This window comes from Chryseobacterium sp. NG-CE01, assembly GCF_055695505.1.
The window spans coordinates 4,198,981-4,215,842 of the sequence record NZ_CM146369.1 but is presented as its reverse complement, the minus strand read 5'-3'; the positions used below and the strand labels follow the sequence as shown (position 1 = coordinate 4,215,842).

19 protein-coding genes are annotated in these 16,862 nt (G+C 35.7%); 4 read left to right on the top strand and 15 right to left on the bottom strand.

Going from position 1 to position 16,862, the window contains the following annotated elements; all coding sequences use genetic code 11:
- Positions 1–13 precede the first annotated feature (13 nt).
- The 7 genes from ACYT6F_RS19230 to ACYT6F_RS19200 all read right to left on the bottom strand — a co-directional run bounded on the left by ACYT6F_RS19230 (position 14) and on the right by ACYT6F_RS19200 (position 6,247).
- Positions 14–724: a LytR/AlgR family response regulator transcription factor gene (locus tag ACYT6F_RS19230; RefSeq protein WP_472599214.1), complete on the bottom strand. Its 711-nt coding sequence runs from the start codon at positions 722–724 to the stop codon at positions 14–16.
- A complete protein-coding gene (locus tag ACYT6F_RS19225; RefSeq protein ID WP_472599213.1) occupies positions 702–1,472 on the bottom strand; it encodes a histidine kinase in 771 nt (256 codons plus the stop codon). The genes ACYT6F_RS19230 and ACYT6F_RS19225 overlap by 23 nt, the downstream gene beginning before the upstream one ends.
- Before the next feature lie 65 nt (positions 1,473–1,537).
- Positions 1,538–1,909: a hypothetical protein gene (locus ACYT6F_RS19220; protein WP_472599212.1), complete on the bottom strand. Its 372-nt coding sequence runs from the start codon at positions 1,907–1,909 to the stop codon at positions 1,538–1,540.
- Positions 1,909–3,102, bottom strand: a complete 1,194-nt coding sequence (locus ACYT6F_RS19215; RefSeq protein WP_472599211.1) for an alanine dehydrogenase — start codon at positions 3,100–3,102, stop codon at positions 1,909–1,911. The genes ACYT6F_RS19220 and ACYT6F_RS19215 overlap by 1 nt, the downstream gene beginning before the upstream one ends.
- A gap of 69 nt (positions 3,103–3,171) precedes the next feature.
- Positions 3,172–3,579, bottom strand: coding sequence for a tRNA (adenosine(37)-N6)-threonylcarbamoyltransferase complex ATPase subunit type 1 TsaE (tsaE, locus tag ACYT6F_RS19210; protein WP_472599210.1), 408 nt, complete (start codon positions 3,577–3,579; stop codon positions 3,172–3,174).
- A gap of 146 nt (positions 3,580–3,725) precedes the next feature.
- Positions 3,726–4,211: a hypothetical protein gene (locus ACYT6F_RS19205; protein WP_472599209.1), complete on the bottom strand. Its 486-nt coding sequence runs from the start codon at positions 4,209–4,211 to the stop codon at positions 3,726–3,728.
- Positions 4,187–6,247 carry a hypothetical protein gene (locus tag ACYT6F_RS19200; protein WP_472599208.1) on the bottom strand — a complete coding sequence of 687 codons (2,061 nt, stop codon included), beginning with the start codon at positions 6,245–6,247 and terminating at the stop codon, positions 4,187–4,189. Before ACYT6F_RS19200 ends, ACYT6F_RS19205 begins: the two co-directional genes overlap by 25 nt.
- Positions 6,248–6,425: 178 nt before the next feature.
- Here ACYT6F_RS19200 and dnaG point away from each other — a divergent pair, with 178 nt between their 5' ends.
- From dnaG to ACYT6F_RS19185, 3 genes are all read left to right on the top strand, one after another.
- A complete protein-coding gene (gene dnaG / locus ACYT6F_RS19195) occupies positions 6,426–8,405 on the top strand; it encodes a DNA primase (protein WP_472599207.1) in 1,980 nt (659 codons plus the stop codon).
- Positions 8,406–8,516: 111 nt separating this feature from the next.
- A complete protein-coding gene (clpP, locus tag ACYT6F_RS19190) occupies positions 8,517–9,203 on the top strand; it encodes an ATP-dependent Clp endopeptidase proteolytic subunit ClpP (protein WP_029294345.1) in 687 nt (228 codons plus the stop codon).
- A gap of 350 nt (positions 9,204–9,553) precedes the next feature.
- Positions 9,554–10,051 carry a type 1 glutamine amidotransferase domain-containing protein gene (locus tag ACYT6F_RS19185; RefSeq protein ID WP_472599206.1) on the top strand — a complete coding sequence of 166 codons (498 nt, stop codon included), beginning with the start codon at positions 9,554–9,556 and terminating at the stop codon, positions 10,049–10,051.
- Between the two features lie 57 nt (positions 10,052–10,108).
- Here the strand turns inward: ACYT6F_RS19185 and ACYT6F_RS19180 are convergent, their stop codons facing one another.
- The 7 genes from ACYT6F_RS19180 to ACYT6F_RS19150 are packed head-to-tail and all read right to left on the bottom strand — an operon-like array spanning position 10,109 to position 15,341.
- Positions 10,109–10,399, bottom strand: coding sequence for a hypothetical protein (locus tag ACYT6F_RS19180; protein ID WP_472599205.1), 291 nt, complete (start codon positions 10,397–10,399; stop codon positions 10,109–10,111).
- 1 nt (position 10,400) lies between these two features.
- Positions 10,401–11,159 (bottom strand): triose-phosphate isomerase, encoded by a 759-nt coding sequence (gene tpiA, locus ACYT6F_RS19175; RefSeq protein ID WP_248392040.1) that lies wholly within the window; start codon positions 11,157–11,159, stop codon positions 10,401–10,403.
- Entirely contained in the window at positions 11,156–11,833 is a 678-nt protein-coding gene (locus tag ACYT6F_RS19170) for a DUF4276 family protein (protein ID WP_472599204.1), read from the bottom strand. Before ACYT6F_RS19170 ends, tpiA begins: the two co-directional genes overlap by 4 nt.
- Positions 11,826–13,211 carry an AAA family ATPase gene (locus ACYT6F_RS19165; protein ID WP_472599203.1) on the bottom strand — a complete coding sequence of 462 codons (1,386 nt, stop codon included), beginning with the start codon at positions 13,209–13,211 and terminating at the stop codon, positions 11,826–11,828. The genes ACYT6F_RS19170 and ACYT6F_RS19165 overlap by 8 nt, the downstream gene beginning before the upstream one ends.
- A 54-nt stretch (positions 13,212–13,265) precedes the next feature.
- Positions 13,266–13,616 carry a tellurite resistance TerB family protein gene (locus ACYT6F_RS19160; RefSeq protein ID WP_472599202.1) on the bottom strand — a complete coding sequence of 117 codons (351 nt, stop codon included), beginning with the start codon at positions 13,614–13,616 and terminating at the stop codon, positions 13,266–13,268.
- A 45-nt stretch (positions 13,617–13,661) separates the two neighbouring features.
- On the bottom strand, positions 13,662–14,771 hold the full coding sequence (locus ACYT6F_RS19155; RefSeq protein WP_472599201.1) for a BT_3928 family protein: 1,110 nt from the start codon (positions 14,769–14,771) through the stop codon (positions 13,662–13,664).
- Positions 14,772–14,777: 6 nt separating this feature from the next.
- Positions 14,778–15,341 (bottom strand): DUF1599 domain-containing protein, encoded by a 564-nt coding sequence (locus ACYT6F_RS19150; protein WP_472599200.1) that lies wholly within the window; start codon positions 15,339–15,341, stop codon positions 14,778–14,780.
- Between the two features lie 292 nt (positions 15,342–15,633).
- Between ACYT6F_RS19150 and folP the strand changes: the two genes are divergently transcribed.
- On the top strand, positions 15,634–16,422 hold the full coding sequence (gene folP, locus ACYT6F_RS19145) for a dihydropteroate synthase (RefSeq protein ID WP_472601146.1): 789 nt from the start codon (positions 15,634–15,636) through the stop codon (positions 16,420–16,422).
- Between the two features lie 182 nt (positions 16,423–16,604).
- On the opposite strand, the gene ACYT6F_RS19140 is transcribed toward folP, so the two are convergent.
- A complete protein-coding gene (locus ACYT6F_RS19140; protein WP_472599199.1) occupies positions 16,605–16,841 on the bottom strand; it encodes a hypothetical protein in 237 nt (78 codons plus the stop codon).
- Between the last annotated feature and the right edge of the window lie 21 nt (positions 16,842–16,862).

Here is a 16,862-nt window from a genome sequence, read left to right as displayed (position 1 = left end):
AAATGCAGTAAAATTATCTTTCAAACAACTCTGAAAGCCTTTTCCGATAGATTTCTCCAATCTGAAGTTTCAGAAAACTGTTGTCATTAACAGGAATAGCAGTAATAATTTCGTTGGTGGAAAAAACTTTAATGGAAGAAAGTGCGATGATTTCTTTTTTATTCACCTGTGCAAAATCTTTTGCAGGAAGCATTTCCAGAAGGTTTTTAAAATTAAGGTTTTTCAGTACTATATTGGTGCCGTTGTTGAGGATTATCTCCTTGTCGCGGCTGTCGATCTCAGAAGTTTTGATATAGGCGATCTGGTCTGTGAAAATTACGGTTTTGCCGATGTTGGTATTCCACTCAATAAAATCTTTTTTATGGCTATTCTGCACGAGTTCCTTCGCCTTTTCAAATGCCTGCATGAGCCTTTCTATTTTGATAGGTTTCCTTACATAATCTACTACATTAAGGTCAAAAGCTTCTGCTGCATACTCCTTATAGGCTGTGGTAAAAATAATTTTTTTTGAATCATGAATCAGCTCTGCGACCTGAAGACCATTCATTCCTGGCATTTCGATGTCTAAAATGCAGACATTACAGTCAATATTTCCGATCTCATTTAAAAAAGCTTTCGGATCATTGAATGCTTTTACAACTTCAACATTCTCAATCTGCCCGCAAAGAAGCTTCAGGTAGCTGATGGCCAGTAATTCATCATCAAGAATAACGCATTTTATCATAAAATTTTCCTAAATTGATAGTTAATTCTGCGGTGAAGATACCGTTTTTTGAATTTTTATGCAGCGAGTAGAAATTATTGTATATCATTTTCAGGCGCTGGTCCAGCGACTGGCTTCCGAACCCGCTTTTCTCTTTTTCAAGAACATTTTTAAGGGAAGCTTTATTGCTTACTTTCATTGAAAAAATTCCCTGCTGAAGTTCCATGTGAATGGCAATAAAAGAATCCTGAGCAAGAAAATCGGTGTGTTTAAAAGCATTTTCAATCAGATCAACGGAAATCAGCGGTGCAAAAACTCTTTCTTCAAACAAAGCATCAGACTTATCAATTTTAGATTTAATTCTGAAATCAAAGAGGGGATTTACCTTTATTTTATTAATCTCAATTAAACTTAAAGCGAAATTTAATTCTTCTTTGGGACTTACAAATTTGTTGTTGCTTTCATAAAGAATATAATCGAGAACGTTGGCCAGCTTATCGAGCGACATATACGTCTGATAGGCATGTGACTGTACTGAATTAAGAATGTTTTTGAATAAATGCGGGTTGAGCTTTGTACCGATATGTTCCAGCTGAACTTCATTCAGCCGGTGCTGGATCATCTTATTGGCTTCGCTAAGCCTCGCATTTTTAATCCTGAACTTCTGGTTCTGGGTAAACAGAAAAATACTTACCGTTAACAAAAAGAAAATAGCAAAAACCCCGATGAATATCAGATAATCGTGAATCATGTAGTAATTGCCGTCCATTAGATCAGATTGTTTTTCTTTGGTTGTTTAATAGTGGCAAATGTCATGCTGATCGTGTCGGAGCATTATTTCAGCTTCTTCAAAGACGTCATTGTTGCTTTTTCCTCACATTTTTCAAATGTAAGTTCATAAACCGGATTCTCTTCAGGATAAACTAAAAGATAATCAGGACAGGGTTTTTTCTGGGCATGACTTTTATCAAAATCAATTTTTCCTTTGGTGATGATGCTGTCTTTTAAAAATTTTTCATCGATCTTCGATGCAGCCATTTCAGCTTTGAACTGATCTGAATACGTAAAATCTTTAGATAATGTTTCTGCGATGACGCGGCTGTTGGGAAGATATCCGCTGCAGCTTGCCCCTTTTTTGTTTAAAATAAAAAATACGATAATAAGTCCCGGAATAAGACCTATCATATAAAATTTGAGTTTTTTCATTAGAAGATTAAAAGATTGATATCGTGATAGGTAAGTCCGAAACGGTCGCAGATGATTTTCTTCGTATGTCGTCCTTTGTACATATAAAGGCTTTGTTTCATTTCATTTTTGCGGACCAGCATATTTTCAAAACCGCCTTCTTCATCATAGTGAAGGATATAGGAAAGGAAGAAATTGGAAATGGCCTTCGTTGTTGTTCTTGGCATTCTTGACGTTAGATTGGGAAGTCCACAGTGAATAACGCCGTGTTTAATGATGTAAGGGTCTTCCATGGTGGTCAGCTCGGATGTCTCGATTACTTTTCCGTTGTCGATGGTAATATCGATGATAACGCTCCCTTTTTTCATTTTCATGACCATATCTTCGGTCACAATCGGTGTCATATTGAGTCTTGGTAACGCTCCGATCACCACATCGGCTCTTCTTAATGCTTTTTTGAGTTCTTTAGGATCAATGATAGAAGTGGGAACCCGGCTGTCTACTAAAGTGTGAAGTCTTCTGAGCTTTGAAAGTGAATTATCAAAGACTCTTACGCTGGCTCCTAAACCGATGGCTGCTTTGGTTGCAAATTCACCCACGATTCCGGCTCCGATGATCACCACTTCGGCTGGCCTTACTCCTGTAATTCCTCCCAGCATGAGCCCGTTTGATAAAGCTAATAATTCTGAGGCATACAGTATGGAAACTGTTCCTGCAATCTCGCCTACAAGCCTTACCAAAGCTAATTGCTTGTATTCATCTACTATAAATTCAAAAGCAATGGCATTTACTTTCTTTTCTGCAAGTTTAAGGAAATAATCTTTATCCCGGAGATTGATCTGAAGAGCAGACACGAGATAGGTATTAGGACGCATATACTCGATTTCCTCATCCGTAGGAGGGTTTACCTTAAGAATCAGATCCTGGGAAAAAGCTTCTTTAGGATCATTGGTAATCTTTGCGCCCGACTCGGAGTACTGAAGATCTGTAAAAAAAGAACCAATACCGGCACCGGATTCTATAATGATTTCATGACCACTTTCTACCAGAACCTGTACAGCATCCGGAGTGATACAAGCTCTTCTTTCATTCAGGGAGGTTTCTTTGGGGATTCCTATGCTGAACTGTTTTCCTTTTTTGATGACCTCCAGCTTTTCTTCTTTCGGCATCAGTTCCTCTTCGGTAAAAGGAGTAAAAATATTTGTCGTACTCATCCTTTAAATAATTAAATTCTAACAGATCGTTATTTTACATTCAATTTCAGAAACAAAGATACATAATATTTACTCGAATAAGATTTCTCTCTGTTCACCTGTGTTAATGATGCTCATTTCGTGGTATTTAAGACCGTAAAGATCATCTTCATATACCTCCGGCCATTCAATAATACACAAAAAGGCATTATCAAGATACTCTTCCATACCGATATCGTAGACTTCATCAATATTTTTTAACCGGTAAAGATCAAAATGAAATATTTTTCCCTGAGGCGTATTGTACTCGTTAACAATAGAATATGTGGGAGAACTTACTTCATCTTCACTTCCCAGTTTTTTAACCAGAAATTGGGTGAAGGTGGTTTTTCCTGCTCCCAGGTTGCCTTTGAGAAGGAGAATGTTGTGTTGTAATCCTGAAGCGACTGTCTCTGCAATATGTTGCCAGTCGTCCATATCATGAATTGTGAATTGCATATTTTTAAACAAAGATAATTATTTAACGGGAATTTGAAGGAGTGATCCGTTGAATGGGCTGGAAGAGTATACATTGATGCTGGATTATATATAATAAAAAGAGACTATCAATTAATAGTCTCTGAGGTTAAAGTCTGATAAAAATATTATTTTAATTTTTTATAAATAATATAATATTCAAAATAAGTTTTATCGGTAGGAGTATTTATTCCATAATAATAGTATAAATCATTTTTCTGAGATTTTTTAAATCCTGAAAGATAAATAACTGCATTTTTGATTTTTTTACTTGGATCAATAATAATATTATTTTTTTCTAACACCAAATTCCCAACTACATTATTTAGAGATTCGCCTTGATTAAAATAAAATTTATTAAAATTATACGTTAAATCTTTTTTAATTTCCAGGAATAAAGTATCTCCCTTATTTAAATTAAAGTATTTATAATCATCCCTAAATTCATCTTTGATAGGAACAAAATAATATTTCCCTGCAGCCTCATTAATTGAAGGTTTATAGTCAGCTAAATCTAAAGGATTTTCTTGCTCTTTATTTTGATGACAACCAGAGAGAATAAGGCTTACAATAAGCGCTAAAAAATATCTTAAAATGTTATAGTTTCCATCCATGTAAAATTATTTATTATATTTCCACCTAAGTGTAACCCAGAACCTACTGGTTTGTCATTAATAACTCCTTGATTGCCACTGCTTCCTTTTATAAATCTTGTGCCTGATTCCCATCCTAGAGTATTTGTAATGGTAAATTGTACAACTGCCGAATTGGAAGATTTCGTAATTATATATGCCGTAATGGGAAATGATCCTAACATCTGTATTCCTAAGTTTGCATTCGAAAGTGTTGAGTAAAAAGCATTAACATCGTATGTAAAATAACCTGATTTACTTGCTCCTTGAGGCATTCCATTAGCTAAATCTGTTGAAATATTAAGCACATGATTACCATTTCCTTTAGGAAAAGTTTTAACTGCATTTGTAGATGGATTATAAATATTATTCCCATTTACAATGTTAGAAGCATTGGTAAAATTAATAGTATTGTTTGCATAATTTCCAGGTGTTAATTCAAAAAGCCAGATATTAAATAGATCTCCCCATCCCATTGAATTTACATTAAAATTCACCATTGGAGTAACGGCTTCAAGCCTAATTTTATCAATCGCTTTATTGGACCAATAAATTGTTGCTGGATATTTAACTCCTAGTTTGTACATTGGCAAATATAAATAGTTTCTTGTATATTTTGCAGTTGTATAAACACCATAAGAAATAGTTTGTTTTACTTTTTGTTTAAAAGTATCTAAATTTGGCCAAGATATATTTAAATTATTCAAGCTTGCATTTTGATTATTGATTAAAATATCAGCCACAACATTAGCAGACTCATTGGCGAATTCGGCATCGTCAGCAATTGAAACATCATCCATAAATAAAATATTGAGATCATCAGGATGGTTCTTAAAATAATCAAATATTTCCTGATCATGATCTATAAAATATTTCAAACCCCAGCTTGCAAATTTAAAGTTGTTCAATTTTACATCTGCATCTGTATTATTTTGGAATTTAAACCAATTCCCAAGTAAATTAAGACGCTCCGTCAAAGCTTCATCACCGTATCCGTTTATTAAGAAGTAATCTTTAATCATATGTAAAATGGGCGTATAAGATGCTAAAGTACTTGTTTTTGGAGATAAGGTTAAAAGATATTGCTGAACCTGTATATTTAATTGTCGGTCTGCTTCACATATTTCATCACCTTCTGCACAAACATTATACATGTCATCAAAGGATGCAAATAAAAAGGTATTGTAAGGATTAGAGTCAGGAAAATATGTATTCCCTCCCGTACCTGATCCCCCAGAATTTCCTCCACCGCCTAACCCTCCACCAGAACCTGGATTACTTCCACCAGAATTTCCTGTTCCTGAGCCTCCACCGCTTCCAGAACCAGAACCTCCACCACTATCTCCCTCACCACAATGATTATATGCAGCAATTATCTGATTTGGCTGAGCTGCTCCACTAGTTCCGGCTAATGGGCATGAAGCACCATAACTATGATGTTCCGTACCTGCACATGGGTTTGTTTCATAAACAAATTCCCAGCAACCATCATAATAAGAATATGTGGAGCCTTTACCAGAAATAGAAATATTATTAATAATATAGGTTTTAATTTTTCCTTTTAAATCAACATATTCGCCTTTTAAATACCGATCTTTCTCTTGCGGTGATAATCTATACTGTATTAAAGCTCCTGAATAAGTATGATCAGCATTCTCTCTTAAGACAAGATTTTCAACAATATCATTTGAAAATGTTCTCGCTATAGGAAATGTATAAGTTACGTTGGAACCTTTAGTAATTTCTAATACATTATTTGTTTCGATAATGGCGCCCTCTAAAATTCTATCTTTAGGAGTTTTGCTGCTTGTTGTTTGGAAGAAGTTATTTTTTATTTTATTAACTTCTTGTAAAAGATTGATTTTGCTTTCTAATTGTTCTCTGTCGAGAACTGCAATATTATAATTGTATTGAGGACTATTCTCCTGTTCGAGAGCCAAACTTTCATTTCTACAGGATTGCATAATTAAGATAATAGATAGGAAAAACCCTATCAATTTGTAATAGTTTTTTGTCATGTTTAGTATTTGAGATTATCTATCAGTTTTGAAATGCAATTATACATAAAAATAATATTTGTATCTATTATTTTATTTGAAAAAAATGTATAATTAATTTACTGTTTTTCACAAAACTTAATCCACCGATTACCGAATATCTTGCCGATGAAAACTAAAATTTGTATATTTTTGCATCATGATTTCCAAACAGACCATTGATAAAATATTCTCAACAATCCGTGTAGAAGAGATTGTGGGAGAATATGTGCAGCTGAAGAGGGCAGGGTCTAATTACAAAGGACTCAGTCCGTTTCATGATGAAAAGACGCCGAGCTTTGTGGTTTCTGCGAGCAAGCAGATCTGGAAAGATTTTTCTACAGGTAAAGGAGGAACGGCAATTTCCTTTTTGATGGAAATTGAAAATTTCACCTATCCTGAAGCGTTGCGCCATGCCGCAAAAAAATACGGAATTGAAATTGAGGAAGATCAGCGTGAATACTCTGAAGAAGCCAAACAGGCACATACAGAAAGAGATCTACTCTATAAGATTCATGAAGTAGCTAATAACTACTTCCAGGAAATACTCTGGGATTCCGAAGAAGGAAGATCGATCGGGCTTTCGTATTTTAAAGAGCGTGAGCTGAAGGATGACATCATTAAAAAATTCCAGCTCGGATATTCTCCCGAACAGAAGAATGCTTTTACGGCTTATGCTCTGGAAAAAGGCTATGCAAAAGAAATCCTGGAAAAGTCCGGACTTTCTATTTTCCCGGAAAATACACCTTCCGGAGTTGATCGTTTCCGTGAAAGGGTGATCTTTCCGATTCACAGCTTTTCAGGAAGAGTATTGGGTTTTGGAGCGAGAATTCTCAAGAATAATGTTAAAACGGCAAAGTACCTCAATTCCCCGGAAACGGAAATTTATCATAAATCCAATGTTCTTTACGGTTTAAATCAAAGCAAGCAGGCCATTTCAAGAAAAAATGTCTGCCTTTTGGTGGAAGGATACATGGATGTGATCTCGCTGCACATGTCTGGAATCGAGAATGTGGTGGCGAGTTCGGGAACGTCGCTTACTACGGAGCAGATCAAATTAATAAAAAGGCTTACCGAGAATGTTACCATTCTTTTTGACGGTGATAATGCCGGAATAAAAGCCAGCTTCAGAAGTATTGACATGCTGCTTACCGAAGGAATGAACATCCGTGTTCTTTTGTTTCCCGACGGAGATGACCCTGATTCATTTGCCAGAAAGCATCCACAGGAATATGTCGAAAAGTTTATTGAAAACCAGGCAATGGATTTCATTGACTTCAAAGCGGAGATTTTGCTTAAAGAAGTCGGTAACGATCCTATCAAAAAAGCGGAAGCCATCCGGGATATTGTAAAATCGGTATCATTTGTTCAGAATGCCCTGAAAAGGGAAGTGTACCTTAAGGAAGTTTCCAATAAATTCGGACTTTCGGAGCAGAGTCTTTTCAATGAGCTGGATGTTCAGAAGCAGATCACACAGAACCAGACCCAGAAAGCCCAGGTGAAAGCCGAAGCGCAGCAGCCTGCCAAACTGCAGATTGTTGACGAACCGAGAGATCAGGTAGACCCGATTGTTTTTAATGTCACTAAGATGGAAAACGACCTGATCAACCATATGCTGAACTATGGTGATGTGGTGCTGCAGCGTACAACACCCGATGAGCAGAATTATGAAATTACGGTCATCGAGGAAATTCTCCACCATTTTGAAGAAGACGGTTACGAATTTCAGGTGGAGCTCAACAAAAAAATCGTAGATTATATTAAAGAGGGAATTGAAAAAGAAGAACTGAGAAAAGGAAATTTCTTTTTCGGATTAATGGATGAAGAACTCAGTAAAGCGGCAGTTAATTCTATGAATATCTACAGTGAGCTGAATGACTGGTCTACGCGGAATATTATTTCACCCAATTACGGTGACAAAATCCCCGAACAGGTTGCCGGTGACATTCTGATCCATAAATTCCGCTATGTGAATTTTTTAATTTTAAAAACCAAAAATGAGCTTGCAGACCATGCCGATTCTGATGAAGGAAAATATTTTGAACTGATCAAAAAGATACAGATGCTCACCCTGGTGTCAGTAGAACTATCCAAAGTACTGAATTATTCTGCAATTACCGGAATTTATTCTGACAGATAACCTTAATTATTTTTTCTTTTTAAAAAAGTCTGTGACAAAAAGTCCTATAATATTTTAGGAATAAAAGTTGTAATTTAAACTTCGTAAAATTTAATAATACATAACAGAAATATGGACATTAAAAAAGAATTCAGAGATTTCTCTGTAAAGCACTTAGGAAACAGCGGTCTGGCTACCGATCAGTATATGGGAATGTATGGTCCTACCAATCTTACACCGTACATCATGGAAGAAAGAAGGTTGAACGTTGCTCAGATGGATGTATTTTCACGTCTGATGATGGACAGGATCATTTTCCTGGGAACAGGAATTGACGATCAGGTGGCGAATATCGTTACAGCTCAGCTTCTTTTCTTAGAAAGTGCAGATCCTTCCAAAGACATTCAGATTTACATCAACTCGCCGGGTGGTAGTGTGTATGCCGGATTGGGTATTTACGATACCATGCAGATCATTAAGCCGGATGTAGCAACGATTTGTACAGGAATTGCCGCTTCAATGGGCGCCGTATTGCTGGTTGCAGGGGAAAAAGGAAAACGTTCTGCGTTGAAGCACTCAAGAGTAATGATTCACCAGCCTTCAGGAGGTGCACAAGGGGTAGCTTCTGATATGGAAATCAACCTGAGAGAGATGTTGAAACTTAAAAAAGAGTTGTACGAGATCATCTCCGAACACTCCGGACAAACATACGACTGGGTAGAAAAAGCATCAGACCGTGATTACTGGATGACCTCCGAAGAAGCCAAAGGTTTCGGAATGGTAGACGAAGTATTACAGAGATCCAAAGACAAAAAGTAATTTTTGTAAAAGATAGAAAAGCGTATCAATTAGTTTTGATGCGCTTTTTTATTAGGAGCTATTCCGGCTTTCCGCACTCGCTATTTTGAGGTTTGGCGGCGCGGCTTCGCCGCGCCGCCAAAACCTCAAAATGAGCTCAGACAATTGCTCAATCCGGGCTAAAATGTCAGTTTGTTGAAATTATAGCCAATAGGGTTGATTCGAACCAAAAATCAAGACTTTAACAAACTTTATAAATTCAGGGGTCTGAACGGCATCATTTTTCCAATTAAAATGACATAACACTTAAATCATAAAATTATGTCAAGAAAATTGCAATTTTAGCAACACACGGATTTGAAGAAAGCGAATTGAAATCTCCAAAAGAACATTTGGAACAGCAGGGCTGGACTGCTCATATCATCAGTCCCGAGTCAGGAGCCATCAAAGCATGGGCTGAAAAAGACTGGGGGCAGGAATATCCTGTTGATAAAACATTAGATGAAGCAAACGCTTCCGATTACGATGCTTTAGTTTTACCGGGAGGTGTCATCAATCCGGATCAGTTAAGAACAAATGAAAGCGCACTGTCTTTCGTGAAAGATTTTTTCCAGCAGCAAAAGCCGGTGGCTGCCATTTGTCACGGACCGCAGATCCTTATTAATGCTGAAGTAGTGGAAGGCAGAAATATGACTTCCGTAAATTCTATCAGCCAGGATCTTAAAAATGCGGGAGCACAATGGGAAGATAGTGAAGTAGTAGTAGATAACGGACTGGTTACCAGCCGTACTCCAAAAGATCTTCCGGCTTTCAACGCGAAAATGGTGGAAGAGATCAAGGAAGGGAAACATGAGGAGCAGACATTGTAACCCAATTGAGCAAATATCATAAAAATTTCGGCGGCATCGAAGATGCCGCCGAAATTTTTATTCTTCCTGTTTAACCTTTTTCCTTTTAAAGAAAATAGTATATACCAATAAGGTCTGTACAAATACATTTCCCAGAAATATCAGTATAGACTGATGTAATGGTATCGGTGCATAAAAAGGCAATAGTTTGTTAAAGAAAATTGCCGGTGCACAAGCCATATATTGAACTGCAATCAATGGATATTGTAAAAACTCAGGCTGAATCCCAATAAAAAACTGATCATACAGGAAAGTATACACAATATCAAACAGAAGAACTCCAAAAAATGTGAGAATAAACTTTTTCACCTTAGTTAAAAGCCTCAATAATTTTTGAAAAATCTTCCAGTTTCAGAGCAGCACCGCCAATCAGTCCTCCATCAATATCAGGCTGGGAGAAAATTTCTTTTGCATTGTCCGGTTTTACGGAACCTCCGTACAAGATAGAAACCTCATCAGCTACCTCCTGTCCGTATTTTGCAGCAATAATGCTTCTGATGTGCGCGTGGATTTCCTGAGCCTGCTCAGGAGTTGCCGTTTCTCCGGTTCCGATGGCCCAAACCGGCTCGTAAGCGATCACCACTTTTTTAATTTCCTCTGCAGAAAGCGTAAAAAGGGCTACTTCCGTCTGGTTTTTTACCACTTCAAAATGCTGTCCGGCTTTTCTCTGTTCCAGCGTTTCACCGTTACAGTATACAGGAATCAAACCTTTATCTAGAGCCAGTTTCACTTTTTTGTTACAGTGGGAATCGGTTTCACCATGATACTGTCTTCTTTCAGAATGTCCGATCAGAGAACCGGATGCGTCGATAGACTCAAGCATGTCAGCAGAAATTTCTCCGGTGTAGGCTCCGCTTTCATACTCGCTCATATCCTGTGCAAAAACTCCGATTTCATCTTTCTCGAAAATATCTTTCGCCATCATCAGGTATAAAGCCGGCGGCGCAATCCATACCTCACAGTTGGTCGCATTGTTGTTTTTATAGCTTAGTAACTGAACCATCAACTGTTGTGCATCAATTACATTCTTATTCATTTTCCAGTTTCCTGCAACTATTTTTCTTCTCATAGTTTCTTATTTATATATTTTAATTTTTGTAAGGATTCAGTAATTTGATTATAGAACTTATTAAAAGAATTTAGATTCAGAAGTTGATCAATTTCAATTTTTTGTCCAATAATTTGATACAAATCACTTATCAGTAAATCTTTTCTCCTCTTCTTTGGCTTTTCCTGGTTGATAATTTGTAGAGCTTCTTTTATTTTATTTTTTGGATTCGTGAAAGTCTCAGGATTTCCATTAAGTCCAAGTTCAGTTTTTGTTTTGTCAGTTGAAATTTCATCTAAAAATAAATCAATATCTGCTAACATCCATGATTCAATCATGTAAACTGGAATTACCGGCACAATTTCTTTACATAGTAGATCATTATTTACTTGAATATTTTCAAACAAAGGAATAAATTTTTCTTTCAGAACTTTAGAATCATCTTTATAATCAGCATCGCTATGAACTAACAGAACATTGATAAAACTTTCTTTTTGATAATTTAAATTAGCATCTATAACTTGATTTGAAAAGTTTTTGCCAAAATCTTTTTTTAATTCTTCTATACTGATTTCAGTAACACCACCAAAATCAAAAATGATTTGTTTAATAGTTCTTTCTATAACAGAAAATAAAAACCTTGTATCTGTACTTCCTTCAGAAATTAAGCCTATGAATAATTGTCTACTACTCATCTTCAATTAAGAATTTACCGTTATCTAAATAATCTTTAACAGTGATGATTGATACTTTTCTATCGACAAATAAATCTGCAATAAAATTTTTATCAACAGGAGAAAGTTTAGTAGTTTCGAATTTTATTTTTTCATTTTTGTAAAAATCAGTTTTGGTTATCATTTTACTAAACCAGAGAGATTTATTTTCATCATTTTTGTAATTAGTCCAAAATTCACCAACTAAAACAGATGAGTGTGTATTTACAATAACTTGTTTAAGAGGTAATTCATTATCTAAAAAATCTGTACTTAAGTCTGCTAAAAGATCAAGCATTGTGGAAATTCTAGCTGGGTGAATTCCATTTTCGGGCTCCTCAAAGCAAAGCAAACTGCCAAAATTATCATCGTATTCTAAAATACAGAGGGTTAATATTCTTAGTGTACCTTCGGAAAGAACCCTAGATGTATATTCTTTTTTATCCTTATCAATTAACTTAATGATAAATTGACGATTTTCTTTATCATCAAATACTTTAACTTCGATAAATTGAGGAAGAAACTTATTTAGTTTTCTTGATATTTCTTTTAAAGCAAAACTGTTGCTTAAAGAAATTCTATAAAGTGCGGCTGCTAAATTTTTGCCAGAACTAGTTATTTCATCTTCTCCATTACTTTTATTAGTAGGTTCTCTTAAATCATCTGGATTTAACTGTAAAAATTTCCAAGACTTCATTTCTTCTTTAGCTGCTAAGACATGTTTGAAATCAACATTATCAATACTGCTTAGAACTGTTCTGTTTGCATTTACTATCGGAATCTGACGAAATGTTCCCTTAGATCCATCTTGATGTATCACAACTGTATCAATACCGTTTTTTTGTATTGTATCTAAGTAAGGTTTACCTTTTCTATTACCATCAACTTTTGGTCTCCATAATTCGATTTTATTTTTTGGAATTATTTTGATCCACCTATCTTCATTGTCTTTTTTTAAATTAATTAATTTTTCATGGAATACTTCTATATCATCAAGTCCAGATTGATTTGTAAATCGCCTTAATTTTAGTTGATATTGTAATCTTGTATATTTCAAAGTCGCCTCATTTCCCCATGCATCTTTTACTTTTTGATTTACAAGCATCTCCACTTCAAACTCCATTATTTCAGAATAAATTCCTTTATCATACATGCTGAACAATTCCAAAAAATCACCTCTTTGACTTTGAATTGCTTTTTTAATATTATCTGACTCTGCAAGCTTGGAAAGCAACTCCAAAGCATCAAAAAGATTACTCTTACCTGACGCATTAGTACCTGCGATTATTGTAAATGGTGTAAAAGTCATTTCAAAATTATGAAATGATTTAAACCCATTTATTTTAATCTTTGTAATCATATTTTAAGATTTGAAGTGATTAAATATCAAGTATTAAGTTTAAAATAAATAATTTTAATTAATATTCCAGATTTTTTTCAAAAGTGTATAGTAAGAGTGTTCTTCATCGGTTACCTTATTATCGGCTTTGATAAGCGTTTTGGCAAACTGGATAAAGTTCTGACGTTCCACTTCCGTAGAATCGTCGTAGAAGCAACGGGCATGGAAGTCAAAATGACCTTTCCATTCTTCGGGTTTCAAAAGAGCGATGGTTTCAAGCTCATTATCAAGATCCGTTTTAAACGGAAATTCATCTGCCAGATATTGTTGCACCAGCATTCCTTCTTCCGGAGCAAATTCCCCGTCCACCGAAGATAAAATCATCAATAAGTGGTATCCCGCAATCGGTTTATTTGATTTCTGCATTATTTAAATATATTAAGTTTAGTGTTTATTGTTAAGTCCCAAAGGTTATTTGATATATTCCTTTGCCGGCTGTTTGTCGATAATTTTTCCGTTTTGTAAAACAAGTACGAAAGGATTGCTTCTTGCAATTGTTTTAATCGCGGTGCCGTCCATCATCATATTTTTAAGGGTTTTAAAAGTATTCGGTTCTGTAGAGATTCCGTATACAACGTTGGCCTTTTGTGCTTTTACTTTGGCTTCTACCTGCTTCAGCAATTCCGGGGAAACATCTTTCGGATGATAGGAAAAAACAAGAATGGCTTTCGGGGCATTGATGATCTCTTCCGTTACTTCCGTTCCCGTAGGATCTTCAATTTTAAATTTTACAATTTCAGATTTATAGCCTTCTTTTATCAGTACAGATTCATTTTTGCCTTCCTCAATTTTCCACGGTGATCCTTCTGCCCAGTATTTTGTTTCTTTAATATAATCATCCTGGTTTACTTTAAGCGTTTCTCCGGTTTTCTCATTTTTAAGCGAATAAAACGTTTTGTATTCCGATGGATTTTTATTGATTTTTTCTTTTTCAGCTTTCAGATCAGTACCGATTTTATAGTCACGGAAATCGATCACCGGTTCATACAAAATTCCGTAGGCACCGATCCCGATCATTATCAATGAGAATACTGCTAAAAGGATATATCTCGGCGTATTCGACTCTTTCTTTTCGCTATAGCTGTATCCATCTTTTTTCCTGAACTCTTTTCTATAAAGAATAAACAAAATAATTAAAGCGAAGAGCAGTACAATATCTTTGATAAAGCTTTGCCAAGGTGTAAATTTAATAGCATCACCAAAGCACCCGCAGTCTGTTACTACATTGAAATATGCCGAATAAAAGGTCAGGAAACCAAAGAAAACACAAAGGGCAATGAGCGCGGAAACGGTGAATTTAAGTTTCAGTTTAAGCAGAAGCATAAATCCTAACAGGAGTTCAAGGATTACCACAATTACCGAAAACAACAGTGCAAACTTTTCAAAAAACGGCATGTTGAATACGGAAGGAGAGAAGTATTCCTCCATTTTAAAGGAAAAACCAACCAGGTCCACCGCTTTTACAAAACCCGAAAGAATGAAAATAACGGCAATAACGAAACGTAATAAACCTTTGATCATATATAATTAGTTTTGAGATTCAATACTGTTTTTCTTTTCAGAAAATTTAATGAGGCAGAAAACGGAATAATTCAGCATGTCAAAATAATTGGCATCCAGACCTTCGGAAACAACAGTGACTCCTTCATTATCTTCAATCTGTTTGGTTCTTAAAACTTTCTGGTAAATAAGGTCTGTAATTGAGGAAATGCGCATGTCTCTCCATGCCTCGCCATAATCGTGGTTTTTCCGTTCCATCAATTGTCTTGCTTCAGTTGCGTAATGATCATAAAGATTCAGAATTTCCTCTTTATTTTCATTAAAATCATTGGAAAAACCTTTCTCAAGCTGAATAAGCGCAATAATCGAATAGTTGATAATCGCCACAAACTCATCCTCTTCGCTTTCATCCACCATTTTTTTTCCGGTCATCTGCAGCGTACGGATTCTGTTGACTTTAATATAAATCTGATCCGTAATAGAGCTTGGTCTTAAAACCCTCCACGCCGGTCCGTAATCCTGTAGTTTCTTACTGAAAAGCTCACGGCACTGACTGATAATTTTCTCAAACTGTATTGATGTTTCTGACATAAATTTTCTTAATGTCCCAAATATACGAAATTTTGTGTGTTGCACTGTTTTGGTGGGAGAGTTTAGGGTTTAGGGTAGGAGCGTATAAGAGCTTGAGTTTTGAGTTTCATGTTTTTGACTGATGAAGATTTTATTCTTTATTTTTGTAAATATATTTTAGTGTATATTTTTTAAGTCTAATCATAATTTATAAGCTTTGCAGGTACCCTCACTCTCTGATGCTTCAACGCTCCAACGCTCCAATTCCATCAACTGTAACGGAAGACTGGTAGACCTTTCGGTTCCTAAGATCATGGGAATTCTCAATCTTACGCCGGATTCATTTTCCGATGGCGGAAAATTCAATACGGAGAAGGCTGCACTGGAGCAGACGCACAAAATGCTGAAAGAAGGCGCTGAAATCATCGATATCGGTCCGCAGTCCACAAGACCGAACGCCGAATTTCTGACTGCTGAAGAGGAAATCAGAAGATTGGGGAATATCATTTCATTCATCAAAAAAGAATTCCCTGAAGCTCTTGTTTCCTTAGATACTTTTTATGCTGAAACGGTAAAGGCTGGTTTTAATGAAGGAATCGATATCATCAACGATATTTCCGGAGGCCATTATGATGAAAAGATGTTTGATGCCGTTGCTGAAACAGAACTTCCTTACATTTTAATGCATGTGAATCCTTCTTACGAAACCATGCACGATAAGATAAAATTCACAGATATTACACTTTCGGTTAACCGGTATTTTTCAGGGAAAACTGCCGAGTTACTCAATAAAGGCGTTAAAGATATTATTCTTGATCCGGGTTTCGGTTTCGGTAAAACCGTAGCAGACCAGATGAAAATGATTGATGAGGTTAAATATTTGGGATTTGGAAAATTCCCTTTACTGATAGGGATTTCAAGGAAATCTTTTATTTACAAACCCTTAGGTAAATCTCCACTGGACATCAATGAAGAAACACAAAAACTTCACCTGAAAGTATTACAGCAGGGCGCAAAAATCCTCAGAGTTCATGATGTTGCAGCAGCCAAAAAAACGGTTGACTTGTTTAAAAGCGGGAGGTTTGAGGGGGCTGATAGTTAGAGAGTCTTAGGGTGAGAGGTCTGAGATAATAAAAGGTAATTTTAGTAATAAATTTTTAGAATTATACGAAATAAATTTTTTCTTTCGAAGATCATCGTATAACTTTCAACTCTAAAACTCTAAAACTCTAAAACTCTAAAACTCTAAAACTCTAAAACTCTAAAACTCTAAAACTCTAAAACTCAATTAAGATTCGCAAGCTTATCCGCAAACTGTTTAGAAAATTCCTTTCGGTCTTCTTCAAGTTTGTCCTGATCCGGAGGCAGAATATAGCTGAATAATATTTTTTCTTCCTGATCCAGGAAAATGATTTCTTTCTCATTTCCGTCGATCATCTGGGCAAAAATCTCCCACATGGAAGTGTCTTTCAGTTTTAATAATTCAAAAAACTGTTCTGCCTGTATTTGGATGGTCTGCATGTATATATTCTATTTTTTAAT

What these genes read in the sequence shown, in the direction of transcription:
- tsaE (WP_472599210.1), bottom strand. Translation starts at nt 3,579, where the DNA reads ATGCAATTCACAATTCATGATATGGACGACTGGCAACATATTGCAGAG.
- ACYT6F_RS19150 (WP_472599200.1), bottom strand. Translation starts at nt 15,341, where the DNA reads ATGTCAGAAACATCAATACAGTTTGAGAAAATTATCAGTCAGTGCCGT.
- ACYT6F_RS19165 (WP_472599203.1), bottom strand. Translation starts at nt 13,211, where the DNA reads ATGATTACAAAGATTAAAATAAATGGGTTTAAATCATTTCATAATTTT.
- folP (WP_472601146.1), top strand. Translation starts at nt 15,634, where the DNA reads ATGGGAATTCTCAATCTTACGCCGGATTCATTTTCCGATGGCGGAAAA.
- ACYT6F_RS19160 (WP_472599202.1), bottom strand. Translation starts at nt 13,616, where the DNA reads ATGCAGAAATCAAATAAACCGATTGCGGGATACCACTTATTGATGATT.
- dnaG (WP_472599207.1), top strand. Translation starts at nt 6,426, where the DNA reads ATGATTTCCAAACAGACCATTGATAAAATATTCTCAACAATCCGTGTA.
- ACYT6F_RS19140 (WP_472599199.1), bottom strand. Translation starts at nt 16,841, where the DNA reads ATGCAGACCATCCAAATACAGGCAGAACAGTTTTTTGAATTATTAAAA.
- ACYT6F_RS19155 (WP_472599201.1), bottom strand. Translation starts at nt 14,771, where the DNA reads ATGATCAAAGGTTTATTACGTTTCGTTATTGCCGTTATTTTCATTCTT.
- tpiA (WP_248392040.1), bottom strand. Translation starts at nt 11,159, where the DNA reads ATGAGAAGAAAAATAGTTGCAGGAAACTGGAAAATGAATAAGAATGTA.
- ACYT6F_RS19225 (WP_472599213.1), bottom strand. Translation starts at nt 1,472, where the DNA reads ATGGACGGCAATTACTACATGATTCACGATTATCTGATATTCATCGGG.
- clpP (WP_029294345.1), top strand. Translation starts at nt 8,517, where the DNA reads ATGGACATTAAAAAAGAATTCAGAGATTTCTCTGTAAAGCACTTAGGA.
- ACYT6F_RS19205 (WP_472599209.1), bottom strand. Translation starts at nt 4,211, where the DNA reads ATGGATGGAAACTATAACATTTTAAGATATTTTTTAGCGCTTATTGTA.
- ACYT6F_RS19230 (WP_472599214.1), bottom strand. Translation starts at nt 724, where the DNA reads ATGATAAAATGCGTTATTCTTGATGATGAATTACTGGCCATCAGCTAC.
- ACYT6F_RS19200 (WP_472599208.1), bottom strand. Translation starts at nt 6,247, where the DNA reads ATGACAAAAAACTATTACAAATTGATAGGGTTTTTCCTATCTATTATC.
- ACYT6F_RS19170 (WP_472599204.1), bottom strand. Translation starts at nt 11,833, where the DNA reads ATGAGTAGTAGACAATTATTCATAGGCTTAATTTCTGAAGGAAGTACA.
- ACYT6F_RS19220 (WP_472599212.1), bottom strand. Translation starts at nt 1,909, where the DNA reads ATGAAAAAACTCAAATTTTATATGATAGGTCTTATTCCGGGACTTATT.
- ACYT6F_RS19215 (WP_472599211.1), bottom strand. Translation starts at nt 3,102, where the DNA reads ATGAGTACGACAAATATTTTTACTCCTTTTACCGAAGAGGAACTGATG.